Here is a 19,196-nt window from a genome sequence, read left to right on the forward strand (position 1 = left end):
ACAGAATTTGTCCAGGAATCGTTTCCTGGCCGAAGGAAAATCCTATGCCGCATCGGCGTTGTGGTTGAAGTGCTCTCACCCGGGCGCCGAAAAGGCGATGCGAACAGCGCAATTCGGGGGTCGGTCGCCGTCGCGGGCACCTGCTGTGACGAGGAGGTTCCGATTCCGGCGTCACCCGTACGCTGATGACGTTCACTCGATCGGGTAACGAGGGCAGGCTAAGAAATCGCGTTTCCGAATGGCGTGAAGATTTATTCACCGGATGCGTCGTCGCTCCGCTGTGAGCGAATTCGCTGGCCAGGCGGTGATCTTGGTGCTTGGCTGCCGGGATGGAGATCTTGGTGCTGGGCGGGACGGCGTGGGTGGCCCGGGAGCTGTCCCGGCAGGCGATCGGCCGCGGCCACCGGGTGACCTGCCTCGCGCGCGGCGAAAGCGGAGCCGTCGCCGAGGGCGCGACCCTGGTCGCGGCCGACCGGCGCGACCCGTCGGCGTACGAGCCCCTGCGCGACCGGGTGTGGGACGCGGTCGTCGAGGTGTCATGGCAGCCGGGGTTCGTCCGCGGAGCGCTCGGCGCACTGGGCGGCAAGGCCGGGCACTGGGTGTACGTCTCGTCCGGCAACGCCTATGCCTCCCACGCCACCCCGGGGGCGGACGAGTCCGCGCCCCTGCTCGCCCCGACCGACCGGAGCGAAGCCGACCGCGCGTCCTACGGCGAAGCGAAGGTGGCCTGCGAGCAGGCCTCGACGGCGGCGGTGGGCGACGGCCTGCTCATCGCGCGGGCCGGGCTCATCGGCGGTCCGGGCGATCACACCGGCCGCTCCGGCTACTGGGCCGCCCGCGCGGCGCGCGATCCGCGGGGGCCGATGCTGGTCCCGGACACGCCGTCGGTGCCCACGCAGGTGATCGACGTGCGGGACCTGACGGCCTGGCTGCTCGACTCCGCGGAGGCGGGCACCACCGGCACGTACAACGCGGTCGGCCCGGTCGTGCCGTTCGGGGAGTGGATCGAGCTGTCCCGCGCCGCCGGCGGGCACACCGGCCCGGTGGTGACCGCCGGAGCGGACTGGCTGCTCGCCCAGGGCGTGGCCGAGTACATGGGGCCGGAGTCGCTGGCGATGTGGCTGGTCGAGCCGGGCTGGGAAGGCTGGTCGGCCCGGGACGGGTCGGCGGCGCAGGCCGCGGGGCTGCGGCACCGGCCCCGGGCGGAGTTGCTGGCGGACACGGTGCGCTGGGAACGCGAACAAGGCCTGGACCGCGAGCGGCGGGCGGGCCTCAGTGCGCGGCGGGAGCGCGTGTTGCTCGACGCCCTCGGCTCCTAGCCGGATTCGGCGTCGAAGCGGAGTTTCGACGTGATGCGGTAGCGGTCGCCGCGGTAGGCCGAGCGGGTCAGTTCCACGATGCGGCCCTCGCCGTCCCTGGTGAGCCGCTCGATGTGGAGGATCGGCGCGTACACCGCGATGTCCAGCAGGTCCGCCTGGTCCGGGTTGGTCACCGCGGGCTCGATCGTCTGCACCGCGTCCGCCACCGCGATCCCGAAGCGTTCGCGCAGCAGCCGGTAGAAGTTGCCCGTCTCCAGGTCGGCCGGGCGCAGGCCGGGGACCAGCGCCGCGGGCAGCGCCAGGTGCTCGATCGCGATCGGCTCGTCGTCGACGTGCCGGACCCGGGTCACGCGCAGCACCGGCGCGCCCGGCTCCAGCTCCAGCTCCCCGGCCAGGGACCGCGGGGCCGGGGACACCGCGAACGCCACCACCCGGCTGGTCCAGTGGCCTTCCGCGGGCGGCACCGCGAGGCCGGTCGCCAGTTCCTGGGTGACCTTCTGCGGGCTGGTGAACGTCCCGCGACCGCGCTGGCGCACCAGCAGCCCGGTGCGGGTCAGCTCGTCGATGGCCGCCCGGACGGTCGGGCGCGAGACGCCCAGCTCCGCGGCCAGGTCCCGCTCGGAGGCGAGCCCGGTGCCCGGCCCGGCGTTCTCGATCACCTTCAGCAGGTGCCGCCGGACGCGGTCGCGCTTCACGGTTGTCGGCCGGTCTAAAGGCTCGTCGGCAACGGTCAACGCACTGTCTTCCCGGGTACTCCGAGCGCGCCGGCGAACCGGACGCGCTCCTTCGGCAGGGCACCCAGCGCCCGCAGCCGGCCGAGGTGGCCGGCCAGGCGCTGGTGGAAGTCAGCATAACCGCGGCCCGGCGGCGACCACGCCCGTTCGGCCAGCGCGCACAGCCGGGGGAACGCCAGGTGCCGCACGTGGTCGGGGGTCGGCGCGTGCTCGGTCCACAGCTGGGCCTGGGTGCCCAGCACCCCCGGCGCGGTGCCGGTCGCCACCGGGAGCCCGCCTTCCAGGGGGTCGAAGCGGTAGACGTCCTCCAGCGTCGTCACCGGCCCGCGCGGTGGCTCGCCGGGTTCCTCCCTCTGCGGGTAGTCGAAGTACGTCGAGGTGTGCGGTGCCATCACGACCTGGTGGCCGCGGGCGATGGCGAGTGCGCCGTGCGCCGCCTCGCGCCAGGCCGTCACGACCAGGTCCGCGGGCAGCCGTCCCGCGGCGTGGCCGGTTTCGTCCCAGCACACGGCCCGGCGGCCCAGGCTCGCGACGACGTCGTGCAGCCGGCCGAGGAACCACGGGTGGAGCTCGGCCGGGCGCACCCCGAGCCGGGCCGCCGTGGCCCGCGCGACCGGGTCGGTCTCCCACTGCGTGGTCGGGCACTCGTCGCCGCCGATGTGCAGGTACGGCGACGGGAACACGCCGGCGACCTGCTCGAGCACGTCCCGGCAGAAGGCGAAGGCTTCGTCGTGGACGCCGAGGATGTCCGGGCTGATGCCCCATTCCGTCCACACCGGCAGCGGCACCGAAGGCCGGTTGCCCAGCGAAGGGTAGGCGGCCAGCGCCGCGCGCACGTGGCCCGGCAGATCGATCTCCGGCACGATCCGGACCCCGCGTTCGGCGGCGAAGGCGACCAGTTCGCGCAGCTCCCGCTGGGTGTAGAAACCGCCGTGCGGCACGCCGTCGAAGACACCGCTGCCCGCGGGCCCGACCATCGACTCCGCGCGCCACGCCCCGACTTCGGTGAGCCGGGGCCGTCCGGTGATCTCGATCCGCCAGCCCTGGTCGTCGGTGAGGTGCAGGTGCAGGACGTTGTACTTGTGCAGCGCGAGCAGGTCGACGAACTCGTGCAGGAACTCCGGCGGCATGAAGTGGCGGGCGACGTCGAGCAGCACGCCGCGCCAGGGCAGCCGGGGCGCGTCGCGGATGGTCAGGCACGGCAGCCGCGGGAACAGCTGGCGGATCGTCTGCACCCCGGCGAGGAGGCCGGCTTCGGTGGACGCGGTGAGCAGCGCGCGCCCGGGGTCGATCTCCAGGGTGTACTCCTCCGGCCCGAGGCCCGGTTTCCGGGCGAGCCGGATCACCGGTCCGTTGTGGACCAACGGCAGCCCGGTGTAGGCGGCCAGCAGCCGGGCCGGGCCGTGGGTGCCGGGGCCCGCCAGGATGCCGGTGGGCACGCAGGATCCGGCGTGGCGGGTCAGCCACGCGGGGCGGGGGATGAGCATCAGCCCTTCACCGCGCCCGCGGTCATGCCCTCGACCAGGTGGCGCTGCACCAGCGCGAAGAAGACGACGACGGGCAGCGCGAACAGCGTCGACGCGGCGATGAGGCCGCCGTAGTCGGTGCCCGTGCTGGTGCTGAACGACACCAGCCAGACCGGCAGCGTGTAGCCGGAGCTGTCCTTCATGATCACGTAGGCGAACAGGAAGTCGTTCCACGCGGTGATGAAGGCGAACACGCTGGTCGCGATCAACCCGGGCAGGACCAGCGGCAGCAGGACCGAGCGCATGACCCGGCCGCGTGTCGCGCCGTCGACCATCGCGGCTTCCTCCAGTTCGACCGGGATCCCGTGCAGGAAGCCGCGCAACGTCCAGATCGTGAACGGCAGCACGAGCGCGACGTAGGTCAGGACCAGCCCGGGCAGCGTGTCGAGCAGGTGCGCGCTCTTGAGGCCGAGGAACAGCGGGATGACCAGAGCGGGCACCGGCACCATCTGCAGCACCAGCACGCCGATGAGGAAGCTGCGGCGCCCGAAGAACCGGAAGCGAGTCAACGCCGTCGCGGCGAGGAAGGCGACCACGATGGACAGCACGACCACCGCGACGACGACCACGGCACTGTTGAGCAGGTCCTGGACGAACCCGGGCTTGGCGAGCGCGCCGGCGAAGTTGTCCAACGTGACGTCGACGGGCAGGAACTCGGGCGTGGGCTGGAGGATCTTGCCCGCGGGCTTGAAGGCCGTGAGCACCATCCAGTAGACCGGGAAGATCCACACGAGGCAGAACACGGCCGCGGTCAGGTTCCGGCCGATCCGGCGGATCACAGGTCCTCCCCGGAGCGGACGAGCCGCCGCACGTACACGGCGGTCAGGCCGACGAGCAGCGCGACCGAGACCACGGCGATCGCCGCACCCTGGCCGAAGTCGTTGCGGCTGAAGGCCCGGGTGAACGTCCAGATGCCCAGCGTCGTCGTGCCGCCGGCCGGGCCGCCCTGGGTGAGGATCCAGATCTGGTTGAACACGGTGAAGTCCCAGATGACCGAGAGGATGGTGACCAGCCCGAGGATCGGCTGCAGGAAGGGGACGGTGATCGTGCGGTGCACCCGCCACGGCCCGGCGCCGTCCAGCGCCGCGGCTTCGTAGTAGGACCGCGGGATCTGCGCCAGGCCGGCGTGCAGGGTGAGCGCGGCGAACGGGACCGACTGCCACACCACCAGCAGCCAGACGAGGGCGAACGCCGACGCCGGGCTCGTCGTCCAGTCGTGCTGGGTGAGGTCCCCGAAGCCGACCCGGGTCAGCAGCCAGTTCACCACGCCGTAGCCGGGCTGGAAGAGCCACTGCCAGACCAGGGTGGAGGCCACGTTCGGCAGCGCCCACGCCGCGATCAGGCAGAGTGTGACCGCCGTGCGCATCCGCCGGCCCAGGCGTTGCAGCAGCAGGGCGACGCCGGACGCGATCACCAGCGTCCCGAGCACCAGCGCGGTGCAGAACCCGACGGTGCGGGCGAGGACCGGCAGCAGCTGCGGGTCGGCGAGGACGGCGGCGTAGTTGTCCCCGCCGGCGAAGCCGGTTTTGCCGGTGAACAGCGACCGCAGGCCGTAGTCCTGCAGCGAAATGACGACCAGCCGGACGAGCGGGTAGCCGAGCACCAGCCCGAGCAGGGCGGCGGCGGGCAGGAGCAGGCCGTAGGGGAGCAGGGAAGGGCGTCGCGTTCTTTCCCGGACGCGGGCCTTTTCGAGCAGCACGGGGACTCCTTCGCGGAACAGGGGCGGGGCGGCCCGGCGGGGACGGCGGTCGGCCGGGCCGCCCCGCCGGTCAGCGGGCGCCCAGCGCCTCGGTCAGGTGGGCGTCGAACTCCCGGGCCGCGTCGGCGATCGGCCGTCGCCCGGTGGCGATGTCGGCGAAGAACGTGTTGATGGACTTGTCGCTCTCGATGGTCGCCCAGCCGGGGGCGGCCGGGGTGGCGACGCTGGTCTTCGCCGCGGTGGCGAAGGCCGCGTTGACCGGCGGCAGCGTGGGCGTGATCCGGTCGATCAGCTCGGTCGAGATCGGCGTCCAGCCGTCGATGCCGGCGATGGCGTCACGCTGCACGGCCGGGTCCGTCGCCGCCTTGAGGTAGGCCAGCGCCAGGTCCTGGTGGCGGCTCTTGGCCGCGACGGCGAGGTCCGAGCCGCCGAGGAACACCGGCTGCGTCTTCCCGGGCGTGGCGCTCGGGAACGGGAAGGTGCCCAGCCGGTCCTTCAGCTCCGGCTTGTTCTTGAGCACGGTGTTGACGCTCGTGTCGAGGATGGCCGCGGCGCCGCCGGAGGAGAAGATGGCGGCCTGGTCCGGGGCCTTCGTGTCGACGTTGCGGGACGCGGGGGAGGAGTAGGCGTTCTGGAAGTCCTTCCAGGCCTGCAGTCCCTTCAGCGCCTCGGGGCTTTCGAGGGCACCGGTCCACTTCCCGTCCCGCTGCGTGGCGATCTGCCCGCCGGCGTCCCAGACGAACTGCAGCGCGCCGAACCAGTACCGGCCGGGGAAGTGGAAGGCCGAGAAGTCCGGCGCCGGGTGTTTCGCCTTGATCTTGTCCAGGGCCGCGGTGAGCTCCGGCAGGGTCTTCGGCGGGGCGGTGACGCCGGCGTCGGCCCACAGCTGCTTGTCGTAGATCACCGCGCGGTTGCCGGCGAACAACGGCGCGCCGTACAGCTGTCCATCCACAGTGGCCGGTCCGGCCAGGCCGGGCAGCCAGGTCTGGCCCGCGGCGAGCTCGTCGCGGTGCGGGGTCAGGTCGGTCAGCGCCCCGTTGGCGGCGAACAGCGGGACGTTCGTGTTGCCGATCTCGATGACGTCCGGCGTGGTGTCCTGGGCCAGCGCGGTGCTGATCTTCGTGTTGATGTTGTCCCATTCCTGGATCTGCACGGTGACGTGCGCGCCGGTGGCCTTCTCGAACGCGGCGTTGATCGCCGCGGTGGCCTTGTCGCTGAGGTCGCCGTTCATCAGCCAGACGGTGAGGGTGCCACCACCGGCGGCCGGAGCGGGAGTGTCGGTACCGCAGGCGGTGGCGGTCACGGCGGCGACGGCCAGTGCGGCGGCGAGGGTGCGTCTGCGCATGGGGAGCTCCTGAGCGGTCAGCAGTGGCCGAGGTCGCGCCACTGGGCGGTGAGGCCGGGCTCGGAACCCTGGGTCCACCAGTTCGCCTGCCAGAGGTGGGCGTTGTGCTTCACGCGCTGGCCCTCCAGGTACACCGTGCCCCAGTCCCATTCCGCCGCCGTGGAACAGTTCGCGGGCTGGGAGGGTGTGGTGGGCGTCGTCGGCGTCGTCGGCGTCGTCGGCGTCGTCGGAGTGGTGGGCGGGGTGGTGGTCGTCTGCGGCGGGGTGGTCGGCGTCGTGCAGCCGGCGACGGTGTCCACATGGGACGTTCCGGCCGAGCGGTACTGCCCGGCCCGCGCGACGGCGTCGGCCGGGGAGACGACCTGGTTGCCCGCGTAGTAGGTCCAGTCGACCTGTTCGGTGTAGACGCTGTTCCCGCTCGTGTGGCCGGCGGTGTCGATGAACCACATGTTGTAGTTGATCGACATCGGCGTGCGCGGGTACACCGGATTGCCCTGGGCGTCGGTGGTGTGGTCCGCGGTGAGGACGCCGTCGAGGTAGTACTTCACGTGCCCGCCGGAGACCTGCGTGACGATGTCGTGCCAGCCGGCGAAGCTGCGGTTCTGCGCGGTGGACGTGCGCAGGCCGTCCCAGGTCGGGTTGTTCCAGTAGGTGTACCAGCTGGTCTGGTAGTTCGCCTGCGGGCCGCCCCAGCCGCCGTTGGGCAGGTACTCGGAGAAGTCGAGCTCGCTGTAGAGCGGGTCGCGGTCGTACCGCAGCGGGGAGATCGTGAAGTAGGTTTCGTTGACGTGGTCGCCATCGGGGCCGCTGTCCGGCGCATCGGTGAAGCGGACACGGCTGGCGTACGTGCCTTCGAGGAACCGAAGCTGGTTCTGGTAGAGCTCGGAGTGCGTGGTGCCGGCCGCGCTGCCGTCGGTGCTCGCGGCGAGCTGGGCGACGCGCTCGCCGTTCACCGTCGGGAAGCTGACGTTGCTGGTGAGCCACCGCGCGCCGGGCACCCCGGGGCTGCCGACGTCGTTGCGCGTGGTCCAGCCGGCTTGGGTGAAGGCGCCATCGGTGGGTGAGGCGTAGTGGAAGTCGTCGAAGAGCACACCGCCGCAGGCGGCTGCGGCAGGGTTTGCGGTGGCCGGGCTGGTGGTGGCCGGGCTGGCGTCGGCCCCGCCGGAGAGGATCAGGGCGGTCGCGGCCGCGGTCGCGAGGCTCGTCAAGGCTGCGGTGGTGGTCCGGGTGGTGCGGGACATGGGTCTCCTCCTGGGGATGCCGTCCGCGGGGAGCGCCGATTGGTCTAGACGAATCAGGTGGCCAGTACCTTCCTCCCTGACCATTGGTAAAGTCAAGAAGGCGACAGAACTTACCTTTGGTAATTTCCGGCGGCGGCTCGCTGGTGGTGGGCGGCTCGTGGGAGGAGCGTTGATCGCCCGCGTCGAGCGCGGGCCGGCGATGCGCGGGTCGGGTCGCCGGCGGTTGTTCGCGACCGGCGACCCGCGGCCGCGACCGGCACCCCGCGACCCGCGGCGGGCGATCCGCGGCTGGCGGGCGAACTGCCCGCGGCCCGCGATCGGCGGGCGTTGGCGGCGACGACCCGCGACCCGCGCCGGGCGGCCGTTGACCCGCGGCTGGCGCCCCACGATCCGCGGCCGGCGACCGCAGCCGGCGGCCCGCGCCCCGCGCCTGGCGCCCCGCACCCCCTCGGGCGACCGGCCTGCGGGCGAGCCGCCGATGGCCGTGCGGCGGCGGAATCCCCTGGCTCGACCGCCCGCGAAAACCAGACCGCGTCAGCCGACCCAGCGGCGGTAGGCGGCCAGGTCCACATTCCCGCCGCACACGATGGTCGCCACGTGGCGGCCGGCGAAGCGGTCGCGGTTCTCCAAAACCGCCGCGATGCCCAGCGCCGCCGACGGTTCGACCACCAGGCCGGCGTGCTTCAGCAGCAGCCGCATTCCCGCGATGATCGAGGCCTCCGAGACGAGGACCGCGTCGTCCGCGACGAGGAGGAGGTCGGCCAGGACCTCCGGGATCGGGCGCCGGCCGGCGACGCCGTCGGCGATCGTGTTGGTCGGGCCCGTCGTGATCACGCGCCCGGCGTGCCACGAGCGCGTCATCGCCGGGGCGCCCTCCGGCTGGATGCCGATCACCTCGGTGCCGGGAGCACAGGTCCGCAGCACGTGCCCCACCCCGGTCGCGAGAGCCCCGCCGCCGAGGGCGATCAAGACCGCGTCGAACGACGGCCCGGCGGCCACCAGCTCCAGGCCGATCGTCGCCGCCCCTTCGCACGTTTCGAGGTCCAGGCTGTCTTCGAGCAGCCGGATGCCGTCGCGGCGGGCGATGGCCGACGCGCGCTCGCGGGCCAGTTCGTGGTCGCCGTCCACCAGTTCCAGGCGGGCGCCCAGCGCGCGGATGCGCTCGAGCTTGGCCGCCGTCGCGTGCCGCGAAGCCACGACGGTGACGTCCAGTCCCCGGTTGCGCCCGGACCACGCGAGCGCCTGACCGAGGTTGCCCGCGCTGGCGCACACCACCGCCCCGCCGAGCGCGCTCGCCACCACTTCGGTGCCGCGGCCCTTGAAGCTCCGCACCGGGTTCGCCGTCTCGAGCTTGATGCTCACCGCACACCCGAGCGCCGGCTCCAGGGCCCCGCAGCGGTACAGCGGCGTGTCGAGGAAGACGGGGTCGATCACCTGGCGGGCCGCTTGGATCCGGCCGAGGTCGAGGCGCGTTTCCGGCACGGCCGAAGCCTAGTGCGCGGGCTGGAACAGCTCCACGAGGTTTCCGGCCGGGTCCGCCAGGAGGATCTGCCGCCCGCCCGGGCCGGACACCACGTCGGTGCGGAAGGCGACCCCGGCGTCGGCCAGCCGCGCGATCTCGGCGTCGAGGTCGGCGACGATCAGGTGGATGCGGTTGCGCCCGGCGGCGGCGGAATCCGCAGGGGTGGCGCGGGCGCCCGAGCTCGCCGGGCCGGAGAGCAGCAGCCGCAGCGGTCCGCGGACGACGTCGGCGAACGCCGGAGCCGCGCTCATCCGCACGGTGAAACCCAGGTGGGTGGTGTAGAAGTCGATGGCCGCCGGGACGTCGTCGACGACGTACCGGACGCTGGCGTGCTCGGTCATGGCCGGGCCTCTTTCTCTTGTGACGCACCGAGTTCCGGCAGCAAGTAGCGGATCCGCCGGTCGAGCTCCGCGGCCGTCTCGGAAAAGGAGCCCGGCTCGGGGATGCTCCAGTGCCGGCGCCGCGGGTGGTGCGGGAACTCCGGGCAGACTTCGCGGACCTTGTCGCACAGCGTGACGACGTGGTCGAACCGCCGCCCGGCGACCGTGTCCAGGTGCCGCGGCCGCTGCCCGGTGACGTCGATGCCGAACTCCTCGCCCAGCACCCGGACCGCGGCGGGGTGCAGGGCGGCCTTCGGGTGGCTGCCCGCGCTGGTCACCGTGACCACCCCGGCGGTTCGCCGGCGCAGCAGGGCTTCGGCGATCGGGGAACGGGCACTGTTTCCGGTGCACAGGAACAGCACCGCGACCCGCCCGGGCGGCGGGACTTCCGGCCGCAGGGCGGGGTGCAGGGCCGCGCCGGTTTCGGCCAACGCGCCCGCGCAGCGGTCGAGATCGAGGTGGTAGTAGCTGTCCCGGCCGTCGAAGCTGCTGCGCGAGGCGGTGACCAGGCCGCCGCCGCGCAGCAGCCGCAGGTGGTAGGAGACCAGGTTCTGCGGCTCACCGACGCGCGCCACCAGTTCCCGGACCCGCAGGTCGCCGCCGGCGAGCGCGGTCAGCAGCGACCACCGCACCGGGTGGGCGCCCAGGCGGATGAACTCGGGTGGCTGGACGGCCATGCCCGGACAGTACATCAAATGGGTTTGATGGAAAAGCCCGTCGTCCGCGAGCAGACCCGGAGGCGGCTCCGACCTGCCGGCCCCGCGCACCACCGCCCGCCGCGACGGGCCGTTTCCCGCGGCCTGCCGAAGCTGGGCTACAGGGGGTGGAGAGCTGCAAATTGTCCTTTTCGGACTCACGGGTCGCTACGACTCCGGCGGCACCGGTTCGGCTGAGGTGGAGTGAGCGTGGTGGGCCGTGCCGTCTTGGGGGGAGGGGATGGCACGGCCCACCACGCTCGGCCGGGCGCGCGAGGTGGCGCCGCGTGCCCGGCTGGTCCGGAATGCCCTACCGCGTCCGGGTTCCGGTCGCGTGGGCGGTCCACGGGGGATTGCCGCAGTCCGGCCGCCAGGTGCCGACGTGCACCCACTGGCGGCCCCAGGTCTGGGACACGAGGACCGTCGGGCGCCGGCACCGGGGGCAGGTCTGCGGCGCCGAGTCGATGGACACCTCGTCCTCCTCCGAGTGGTTGCTGGTCGCGGAGAACACGATCGTCCGAACGGGACTCGAGCGGACCGGGGAAATTACCCGGATGGCTACGCGGGTTGCCCGGGCTGGCCCGCCAGCCACGAGGCGACCTGGGTGCGCGAGGTGAGGCCGAGCTTCACCAGGATGTTTTCGACGTGCCCCTCGACGGTCCGTCCGCTGAGGACCAGCGCGGCCGCGATCTCCTTGTTGCTCATCCCGCGCGCCACCAGCTCGGCGATCTCCCGCTGCCGCCGGGTCAGCCCACCGGGCTCGGCCGTCTTGCCCGTCACGCGCGTGGCCGGCCGCTCCCGCAGCGCGTACCGGACGACCTCGTCGAGACCGGAACCGGCGGCTTCGGCGAACGCCGCGTCGAAGACGTCGTCCCCGAGCGCCTTGCGGGCCAGCGCGGCGCACTGCTCGTCGACACCCTGGTAGGGACTCATCTCGCCGACGCGGGCGCCGCTGAGCCGCCACACCGCGCCGGCGCCGCCGAGCAGCCGGGCCACCCGCTCGTGCTCGCCTTCGGCGGAGTGACACCACGCAAGCGCTTCGACGAGGAAGGCGAGCAGCGTCCGGTCGGGCAGCCGCAGGGCGACGGCCTCGTGCAGCAGTTCCGCGGCCTTCCGAGGTTCCTGCGCGCGCCAGCGATGGATCGCGACGGCCCACAGCGCGTACCCCCGGGACCAGCGCGCCTCGTGCCGGTCGGTGAGGGTGAGCGCTTCCTCCGCGGCGGCCGCGCCCCGCGGATCGCCGAGGAAGAAGCGCGCGGCGGAAAGCAGGATCAGCGTGTCGAACACCAGCAGCGCGTCCCCGGCGGTGCGGTACCCGGCCAGCGCCCGCTCCAGCAGTTCGGCCCCGCCGGTCAGGTCGCCGGTGAAGAACGTGGCCATGCCGGCACATTCCGCGTGGCCGGCGCGGAGCCGGTCGTCGTCGAGTTCCTCGGCGAGTCCGGCCAGTTCCGCCAGCAGTTCCGCGTGCGGCGCGCCGGTCTGGATCGCCAGGAACGCCATCGCGTACAGCCCCCGGGCCCGGACCAGGCTGCGCTCGCCGCACAGTTCGAGGCCGCGCCGCAGGTACCCGCAGCCTTCCGGGACGAGCCCGCCGCCGTACCAGAAGTTCCACAGCGAAGCCGCGATGTCCAGCGCCCGGCCCGGCTCGCCGGGGCCGGACAGGCAGTGTTCGAGCACGGCCCGGAGGTTGGCGTGCTCGCGGCGGAGCCGGCCGAGCCACTCCGACTGCCGCGGGCCGAACCCCTCGGTCCGGTAGCGCCGCGCGAGGTCCGCGTAGTACTCGGCCTGCCGGGCCCGGACGCCGGCCTCGTCGCCTTCCGCGGCCAGCCGGCCGCCGCCGTATTCGCGGACGGTCTCCAGCATCCGGTACCAGGCGTGCCGCCCGAAGGTGCCGTTCTGGCGGCTGACGACCGATTTGTCCACCAGGCCGGTCACGACGTCCAGCGCGCTGCCGCCGTCGGCCGCCGCGGGCGCGCCGACCTGCTCGGCGGCGTCGAGGTCGAACCCGCCGGGGAACACCGACGCCTGCGTCCACAGCCGCTGTTCCGCGGGTGTGCACAGCTCGAAGCTCCAGTCGATCGCCGCTTCCAGGGTCCGGCGGCGGGGCTGCACGGCGGCCGGCCGCGAAGTGAGCAGGCCGAGCCGGTCGTCGAGCCGCTCGAGGACCTGGTCGACCGACAGCACGCGCACGCGGACGGCGGCCAGCTCGATGGCCAGCGGGATGCCCTCGAGCCGGCGGCAGATCCGGCTCACCGTCGCGCGGGTGTCCGGGGTGAGCTCGAAGCCGGGGGAGACGGCCGCCGCGCGGTCGGCGAACAGCGTCACCGCTTCGACCGGGCCGCCGCCGGTGTCGTCGGCGACCGGCAGCGGCTCGACGTGCAGGAGGTGCTCGCCCTCGACGTGCAGGGTGTGCCGGCTGGTGGCGAGGACGCGCAGGCCGCCGGAGCCGGCGAGCAGTTTCGCGACCAGCGTCGCGCACTCCTCGGCGACGTGCTCGCAGTTGTCCAGCACCAGCAGGAGCTGCTTGTCCTCGAGGTACTCGGCGAGCCCGGCGGCCTGGTCGCTGGTGCCGCGCAGGCCGAACGCCGTCGCCACGGTGTTCGGCACCAGGTGCGGATCGCCGACGTCGGCCAGCTCGGCCAGCCACACGCCGTCGGGGAACGCCCGCCGCACGTCGGCGGCGACCCGCAGGGCCAGCCGCGTCTTGCCGACCCCGCCGGCGCCGGTCAGCGTGACGAGCCGGGCCGCGGCCAGCAGGCGTTTCGCGTCCCCGAGCTCGTGGCGCCGCCCGACGAAGCTGGTCAGCTCGGCCGGGAGGTTTCCGGCACTCCGGCGGGAACGCGCACCCATGCGCAGAGTCTAGGACGGGCCCCGCATCACCGTGTCGTCCCTTCAATCACGCATGATGCCTCTCTGATCACGGGTGATGACCCCAATCGACTAACTTCGTCGTAGATATTGTTAACAATCTCATCGACGATTAGGGTGCGGGTATCGAGACCCGAAGCGACGAGGACCCACCTTGATCATCGACTGCCACGGCCACTACACCACCGCCCCGCCCGCCCTCGCCGCGTGGCGGGACCGCCAGGTCGCCGCCCTGGACGGCGGCGGTGCCGCCCCCACCGCGGCCGACCTGCGGATCAGCGACGACGAAATCCGCGAGAGCATCGAGGGCAACCAGCTCCGGCTGATGGACGACCGCGGCATCGACCTGACGATCTTCTCGCCCCGCGCGTCCTTCATGGCCCACCACGTCGGCGGCTTCGAGACGTCGGCGGCGTGGGCGGCGATCTGCAACGAGCTCTGCCACCGCGTCAGCGCGCTCTACCCGGAGCGGTTCGCCCCGGCCGCGATGCTCCCGCAGTCCCCGGGCGCCGACCCCGCCACCTGCCTCCCCGAGCTGACCCGCTGCGTCGAGGAGTACGGCGCCGTCGCGCTCAACCTCAACCCCGACCCGAGCGGCGGCCACTGGACGGCCCCGCCGCTCACCGACCGGTCGTGGTACCCGATCTACGAGAAGATGGCCGAGTACGACATCCCGGCGATGGTGCACGTCAGCACCAGCGTCAACCCGGCGTTCCACACCACCGGCGCGCACTACCTGAACGCCGACACGACCGCGTTCATGCAGCTCGTGCAGGGCGACCTGTTCACCGACTTCCCGACCCTGCGGCTGATCATCCCGCACGGCGGCGGCGCGGTGCCCTACCACTGGGGCCGGTTCCGCGGCCTGGCGATGGCGCTGGGCAAGCCCGAGCTGGAGGAGCACGTGCTGAACAACGTTTTCTTCGACACCTGCGTCTACCACCAGCCGGGTTCGGACCTGCTCTTCGACGTCGTCCCGGCGCGCAACATCCTCTTCGCGTCGGAGATGATCGGGGCCGTCCGCAGCGTCGACCCGCGGACCGGGCACCACTTCGACGACACCCGCCGGTACGCCGAGGCCGCGAACCTTTCCGAAGAGGACTGGGCGGCCATCCGGGAGCACAACGCCCGGGCCGTCTACCCCCGCCTGGACGCGCTCCTGAAGGGACAGGGCCGGTGACCGCACCCAAGACACCGGGCTGGCTGGACTGGTGCCCCGCACCGTCCACACCGGACTTCCGGCTGCCGCCCGGCACGGTCGACGCCCACTGCCACGTCTTCGGCCCGCAGGCGCAGTTCCCCTTCGCGCCCGAACGCAAGTACACGCCCTGCGACGCGAGCAAGGATCAGCTGTTCGCGCTGCGCGACCACCTCGGCGTCTCCCGGAATGTCATCGTGCAGGCCACCTGCCACGGCGCGGACAACTCCGCGATGGTCGACGCCGTCCGCGCGTCCGGCGGCCGGGCGCGCGGGGTCGCCACGGTCCGGCCCGACATCGGTGACGCCGAGCTGCGGGAGCTGCACGAGGCGGGTGTCCGCGGCGTGCGGTTCAACTTCGTCAAGCGCTTGGTCGACGCCGCACCGCGGGAAGACCTCAGCGCGATCGCGAAGAAGGTCGCGCCGCTCGGCTGGCACGTCGTGCTGTACTTCGAGGCCCCCGACCTGCCCGAACTGGAAGGCTTTTTCGGCACGCTGCCGGTGCCACTGGTGATCGACCACATGGGACGGCCGGACGTCACGAAACCCGCCGATGGCACCGAATTCGCCCGGTTCCTGGAGTTCGCCGCCCGCAACGACGTCTGGGTGAAGGTGAGCTGCCCCGAGCGGCTCACCGTCACCGGACCCCCGGCCTACACCGACGTCGTGCCGTTCGCCCGCCGCGCCGTCGCGGAGTTCCCGGACCGGGTGCTGTGGGGCACCGACTGGCCGCACCCGAACCTCACGAACCACATGCCCGACGACGGCCTGCTCGTCGACCACGTCCGCCACCTCGCGGACACCCCCGAAGCGCAGCACAAGCTGCTCGTCGACAACCCGATGCGCCTCTACTGGCCCGGCGAAACCGCCTGAAACCCCGAAGGGCATGCAATGCAGCACGCCAACGCGCTCAACCGGCTGAACCGCCTGCCGATCTCCCGGTTCCACAAGTTCACCCTGTTCGCCGTCTCGTTCGCCTACTTCTTCGAGTTCGCCGACATCAACAGCTTCGCCACCACCGCGCCCAAGCTGATCAAGCTCTGGGGCGTGACGGTCGACCAGGTCGCGTACGTGACGTCGCTGTCGTTCGTCGGCATGTTCTTCGGCTCGGTCATCGCGAGCACGATCGCCGACCGCTGGGGCCGGAAGAACGCGCTCGTGCTGACGACCGTGTGGTTCGGCGTCTTCTCGTTCGCGGCGGTGTTCTCCTGGGACATCGTGTCCCTCGGCGTGTTTCGCGTGCTGACCTCGGCGGGCCTGTCGGCGATGACCGTCGTCGCGGTGATCTACGTCAACGAGCTCTACCCGGCGGCGAACCGGGGCAAGTACCAGGCGTACGCGATCGTGATCGGCATCTGCGGCACGCCGGTGACGAACCTGATCGCCAGCGTGGTCGTCCCGCTCGGCGACTGGGCGTGGCGGCTGGTCTACCTCTGGGGCGCGCTCGGCGTCCTGCTCGTGCTGTTCACCCGGCGTCTGAAGGAGTCGCCCCGGTGGTACGAGAGCCGCGGCGAACACGTCAAGGCGGACGCGGTCCTGCGCGAGATCGAAGCCCAGGTCGCGGCGGAGAAGGGACCGCTGCCGGAGCCCGCGCCGCCGGCCGGGGAGGCGCCGGTGGCCAAGGCCCCGCTGCGGCTGCTCCTGCGCAAGAAGTACCTGCTGCCGACGCTGCTGCTCACGGTGCTGTGGGTGACGCAGACGATCGGGTTCTTCGGCTATTCGAGCTGGGCGCCGACGCTGCTGGCCAAGGAGGGCTTCAGCGTCGAGAAGTCGGTGTTCTACGTGGCCCTCACGACGGTCGGCGCGCCGCTGGGCTCGTACCTGGCCGCCCTGGTCACCGACCGCTTCGAGCGAAAGTGGTGCCTGGTCGCCTTCGGCACGGTGATCGCGCTCTGCGGGCTGTTGTACGGGCTGACGTTCAACCCGGTCCTGATCGTGGTGTTCGGCTTCCTGGTCAACATGTTCGAGCGCGGCTACACGGCACTGGGCTACGCGTACTCGCCGGAGCTGTTCGACACGCGCGGCCGGTCGCTGGGCACCGGCGTGTCGTACGGCCTGGGGCGGCTGTCGAACGCGGCGGGCCCGCTGATCGTGGCCGGGCTGTACAACGGCAGCGGCTACCGGAGCGTCTTCTTCTTCATCGCGGGAACGTGGCTGGTCGGCGCGGTCGTGCTCGCGGTGTTCGGCCCACGGACCCGCCAGGCGCGGCTCGCGCGCGTCACCGAGCCGGCCGGCGTCTAGAACGCGTAGCGGACGCGCAGGTAGGGCGCGTGGACGGCGATGAGGTCGAGCAATTCGTCCAGCAGGGCTCGCTTGTGGCCGGCGCGGTAGCGGACGTTCACGCCGCCGCCCTCGCTGCGCTTGGTCTCCTGCAGGTCGGGCCGCCAGAGGACCTGCTCGGCCTTGGGGTGCCAGCCGAGGTTGACCTCGTGCAGGGCGCGGTTGTGGGTCAGCATGATCACCTCGGCGGCTAGCTGGGCCTTGGTGCCGTCGTTCGTCGCGTCGCCGAGGTCCTGCAGCAGGCGGGTCCAGTCGGCCAGCCAGCCGTCGTAGACGACGACCGGGCTGAGGTTGACGTGCACCTCGTACCCGGCGGCGACGAAGTCGTCCAGCGCGCGCAGCCGGTCGGCGATCGGGCTGGTCCGCAGGTCCAGCAGCTTGGCCGGCCGCTCGGGCATCAACGAGAACCGCACCCGGGTGCGGCCGCGCGGGTGCAGGTCCAGCAGCCCGCGGTGGACGTACTTCGTGGCGAACGACGCCTTCGCGGTCGGCTGCCCGGCGAACAGGCCGATCAGGTCCGCGACATTGTCGCTGACCAGGGCGTCGACCGAGCAGTCGGAGTTCTCGCCGATGTCGTAGACCCACGCGTCCGCGTCGCACTGGTTCGGCTCCGGCTTGGGGCCCTGCCGGGCGATGTGGCGGGTCAGATACCCGGTGATCTGCTGGATGTTGGCGAAGACGGTGATCGGGTTGGAGTAGCCCTTGCGGCGGGGGACGTAGCAGTAGGCGCACGCCATCGCGCAGCCGTTGGAGGTCGAGGGTGCGATGAAGTCGGCGGAGCGCCCGTTGGGCCGGGCCGTCAGCGACTTCTTGATCCCCAAGACGAGCGCCTCGCGCTTGATGCGCACCCAGCGGCGGACGTTGGTCTCGTCGCCGTGGAGTTCGGGGATGCGCCAGTGGCTGGCGACCTCGACGACGGTCGCGTCGGGGAAGCGGTCGAGCACCTGGCGCCCGCGGGGGAGCTCGGCCGCCGCGGGTTCGACGTAGATGCGCGACGGCGCGAGGAGCTTCTCCCGCTCGAGGTCCGCGTCTGTCAAGGGAGGTTCACCTGCGCAGTCTCGGGGCTGCCCACTCTACCCGCGCTAACCGGCGCCGGGCGGCGCACCAGGGCGACCATTGCCGCGCCGAGCAGGCCGGCGATCGCGAACACGCCGAAGCCCAGTGTGGACAGTCCACTCGCGACCAGGACACCGCCCAGCCAGGGGCCGAACACCGCGCCGAAGCGGCCGACGCCGGCGACCCAGCCCAGCGCCGTCGCGCGGCTGTCCGCGGGGTAGTGGGCCCCGACGGCGGCGTAGATCAGCGTCTGGGCGCTGAACAGCCACGCGCCGGTGAGGAAGACGACCACGTACGTCAGGGGCAGCGGCATCCGGACGGCCAGCAGCCCGACACCGGCCGCGGTGAGCGTGAACCAGATGACGGCGACCGGGCGGGCACCGAAGCGGTCGGCCAGCCGGCCCGCGACGAGCATGCCCGCGATCCCGCCCAGGTTGATGACGAGCAGGAAGCTGATCGCCGAACCGAGCTGGTAGCCGCTGCCGCGCATCATCGTCGGCAGCCAGGTGTTGACGCCGTAGACCAGCAGGAGCCCGGCGAAGGAGGCGATCCAGAACAGCAGGGTGGTCAGCCGGACCGCCGGGGTGAACAGGCCGCGCAGACCACCGCGGCCGCGCGCGGGTTCCGGGTTGAAGGGCTCGAGCGGGACCGCGAACTTACGTGCGACCGCTGTGGCGCGCTCGGTCCGGCCCTTGGCCAGCAGGAAGGTGAGCGATTCCGGCAGCAGGAAGACGACGGCCGGGAGGACCGGCACGAGCAGCAGCGCCCCGAGCCAGTACACCGACCGCCAGCCCAGTGACTGCACGAGCGTCATCCCGAGGGCGCCGGCCAGCGCGCCGCCGGCCTGGTGGGCCGTCATCACGGTGGTGACCGCGAGGTTCCGGCGCCACGCGGGCGCGTACTCCATGACCATGGCGATGGCCGAGGGCAGCAGCCCGCCGAGGCCGAGGCCGGCGGCGAACCGGGCCGCGCCGAACCACCCCGGCGCCGGGGCGGCGGCGCACGCACCGGCCGCCAGCGAGAAGAGGACGACGCCGGTGAGGATGATCTTCCGGCGGCCGATGTGGTCGGTGAGCATGCCGGACGCGAGGGCGCCGAGCAGCATGCCGAACGTCGTCAGGCTGCCGATCTCGCCGCCGGTGACGGCGGTCAGGCCGAATTCCCGGTCGGCCAGCACGCCCGGCAGGGTCGCGCCGTAGACGAACAGGTCGAGGCCGTCGAGCAGGACGAGGACCCAGCACAACGCGGTGACACGGACGGCGAGGCGGTTCTCCGGTGCGGACATCTTCGTCCCTTTCGTCCCGGGTCAGCGACGAAAGCCGAAGTTACATCGT

General features: G+C 72.3%; 17 protein-coding genes. 4 read left to right on the plus strand and 13 right to left on the minus strand.

The window, feature by feature from the left end:
* Positions 1 to 329: 329 nt before the first annotated feature.
* Positions 330 to 1,319 (plus strand): epimerase, encoded by a 990-nt coding sequence (locus H5965_RS35655; RefSeq protein WP_310975330.1) that lies wholly within the window; start codon positions 330 to 332, stop codon positions 1,317 to 1,319.
* On the opposite strand, the gene H5965_RS35660 is transcribed toward H5965_RS35655, so the two are convergent.
* The 11 genes from H5965_RS35660 to H5965_RS35710 form a co-directional block, all read right to left on the minus strand.
* Positions 1,316 to 2,014, minus strand: coding sequence for a GntR family transcriptional regulator (locus H5965_RS35660; protein WP_310975332.1), 699 nt, complete (start codon positions 2,012 to 2,014; stop codon positions 1,316 to 1,318). The genes H5965_RS35655 and H5965_RS35660 overlap by 4 nt on opposite strands.
* Before the next feature lie 35 nt (positions 2,015 to 2,049).
* Positions 2,050 to 3,540: a beta-N-acetylhexosaminidase gene (locus tag H5965_RS35665; protein WP_310975334.1), complete on the minus strand. Its 1,491-nt coding sequence runs from the start codon at positions 3,538 to 3,540 to the stop codon at positions 2,050 to 2,052.
* Positions 3,540 to 4,358 (minus strand): carbohydrate ABC transporter permease, encoded by an 819-nt coding sequence (locus H5965_RS35670; protein WP_310975335.1) that lies wholly within the window; start codon positions 4,356 to 4,358, stop codon positions 3,540 to 3,542. The genes H5965_RS35665 and H5965_RS35670 overlap by 1 nt, the downstream gene beginning before the upstream one ends.
* Positions 4,355 to 5,278 (minus strand): sugar ABC transporter permease, encoded by a 924-nt coding sequence (locus H5965_RS35675; protein WP_310975336.1) that lies wholly within the window; start codon positions 5,276 to 5,278, stop codon positions 4,355 to 4,357. Before H5965_RS35675 ends, H5965_RS35670 begins: the two co-directional genes overlap by 4 nt.
* A 70-nt stretch (positions 5,279 to 5,348) precedes the next feature.
* The gene (locus H5965_RS35680; RefSeq protein WP_310975337.1) at positions 5,349 to 6,623 is read right to left on the minus strand and encodes an extracellular solute-binding protein; all 1,275 of its coding nucleotides are present in this window, start codon (positions 6,621 to 6,623) and stop codon (positions 5,349 to 5,351) included.
* 17 nt (positions 6,624 to 6,640) lie between these two features.
* A complete protein-coding gene (locus tag H5965_RS35685) occupies positions 6,641 to 7,864 on the minus strand; it encodes a carbohydrate-binding protein (RefSeq protein ID WP_310975339.1) in 1,224 nt (407 codons plus the stop codon).
* A gap of 534 nt (positions 7,865 to 8,398) precedes the next feature.
* Positions 8,399 to 9,346, minus strand: coding sequence for a pyridoxal-phosphate dependent enzyme (locus H5965_RS35690; RefSeq protein WP_310975341.1), 948 nt, complete (start codon positions 9,344 to 9,346; stop codon positions 8,399 to 8,401).
* Positions 9,347 to 9,355: 9 nt separating this feature from the next.
* Positions 9,356 to 9,727 carry a VOC family protein gene (locus tag H5965_RS35695; protein ID WP_310975343.1) on the minus strand — a complete coding sequence of 124 codons (372 nt, stop codon included), beginning with the start codon at positions 9,725 to 9,727 and terminating at the stop codon, positions 9,356 to 9,358.
* Positions 9,724 to 10,443 (minus strand): ArsR family transcriptional regulator, encoded by a 720-nt coding sequence (locus tag H5965_RS35700; RefSeq protein ID WP_310975345.1) that lies wholly within the window; start codon positions 10,441 to 10,443, stop codon positions 9,724 to 9,726. Before H5965_RS35700 ends, H5965_RS35695 begins: the two co-directional genes overlap by 4 nt.
* Positions 10,444 to 10,771: 328 nt before the next feature.
* A complete protein-coding gene (locus tag H5965_RS35705; protein WP_310975347.1) occupies positions 10,772 to 10,933 on the minus strand; it encodes a hypothetical protein in 162 nt (53 codons plus the stop codon).
* An 86-nt stretch (positions 10,934 to 11,019) separates the two neighbouring features.
* Positions 11,020 to 13,311, minus strand: coding sequence for a LuxR C-terminal-related transcriptional regulator (locus H5965_RS35710; RefSeq protein WP_310975348.1), 2,292 nt, complete (start codon positions 13,309 to 13,311; stop codon positions 11,020 to 11,022).
* 172 nt (positions 13,312 to 13,483) lie between these two features.
* On the opposite strand from H5965_RS35710, the gene H5965_RS35715 reads away from it, so the two are divergent.
* The 3 genes from H5965_RS35715 to H5965_RS35725 are packed head-to-tail and all read left to right on the plus strand — an operon-like array spanning position 13,484 to position 16,767.
* Positions 13,484 to 14,509: an amidohydrolase family protein gene (locus tag H5965_RS35715; protein ID WP_310975349.1), complete on the plus strand. Its 1,026-nt coding sequence runs from the start codon at positions 13,484 to 13,486 to the stop codon at positions 14,507 to 14,509.
* The gene (locus H5965_RS35720; RefSeq protein ID WP_310975350.1) at positions 14,506 to 15,399 is read left to right on the plus strand and encodes an amidohydrolase family protein; all 894 of its coding nucleotides are present in this window, start codon (positions 14,506 to 14,508) and stop codon (positions 15,397 to 15,399) included. The genes H5965_RS35715 and H5965_RS35720 overlap by 4 nt, the downstream gene beginning before the upstream one ends.
* Positions 15,400 to 15,417: 18 nt before the next feature.
* The gene (locus H5965_RS35725) at positions 15,418 to 16,767 is read left to right on the plus strand and encodes an MFS transporter (protein WP_310975352.1); all 1,350 of its coding nucleotides are present in this window, start codon (positions 15,418 to 15,420) and stop codon (positions 16,765 to 16,767) included.
* Here H5965_RS35725 and H5965_RS35730 read toward each other — a convergent pair.
* Positions 16,764 to 17,843: a spore photoproduct lyase family protein gene (locus H5965_RS35730; RefSeq protein WP_310975354.1), complete on the minus strand. Its 1,080-nt coding sequence runs from the start codon at positions 17,841 to 17,843 to the stop codon at positions 16,764 to 16,766. The two genes, H5965_RS35725 and H5965_RS35730, sit on opposite strands and share 4 nt — an antisense overlap.
* Complete coding sequence (locus tag H5965_RS35735; protein ID WP_310975356.1) at positions 17,840 to 19,147, minus strand: MFS transporter; 1,308 nt, start codon at positions 19,145 to 19,147, stop codon at positions 17,840 to 17,842. Before H5965_RS35735 ends, H5965_RS35730 begins: the two co-directional genes overlap by 4 nt.
* Positions 19,148 to 19,196 lie beyond the last annotated feature (49 nt).

This window comes from Amycolatopsis sp. 505 (assembly GCF_031625235.1).
GTDB lineage: Bacteria > Actinomycetota > Actinomycetes > Mycobacteriales > Pseudonocardiaceae > Amycolatopsis.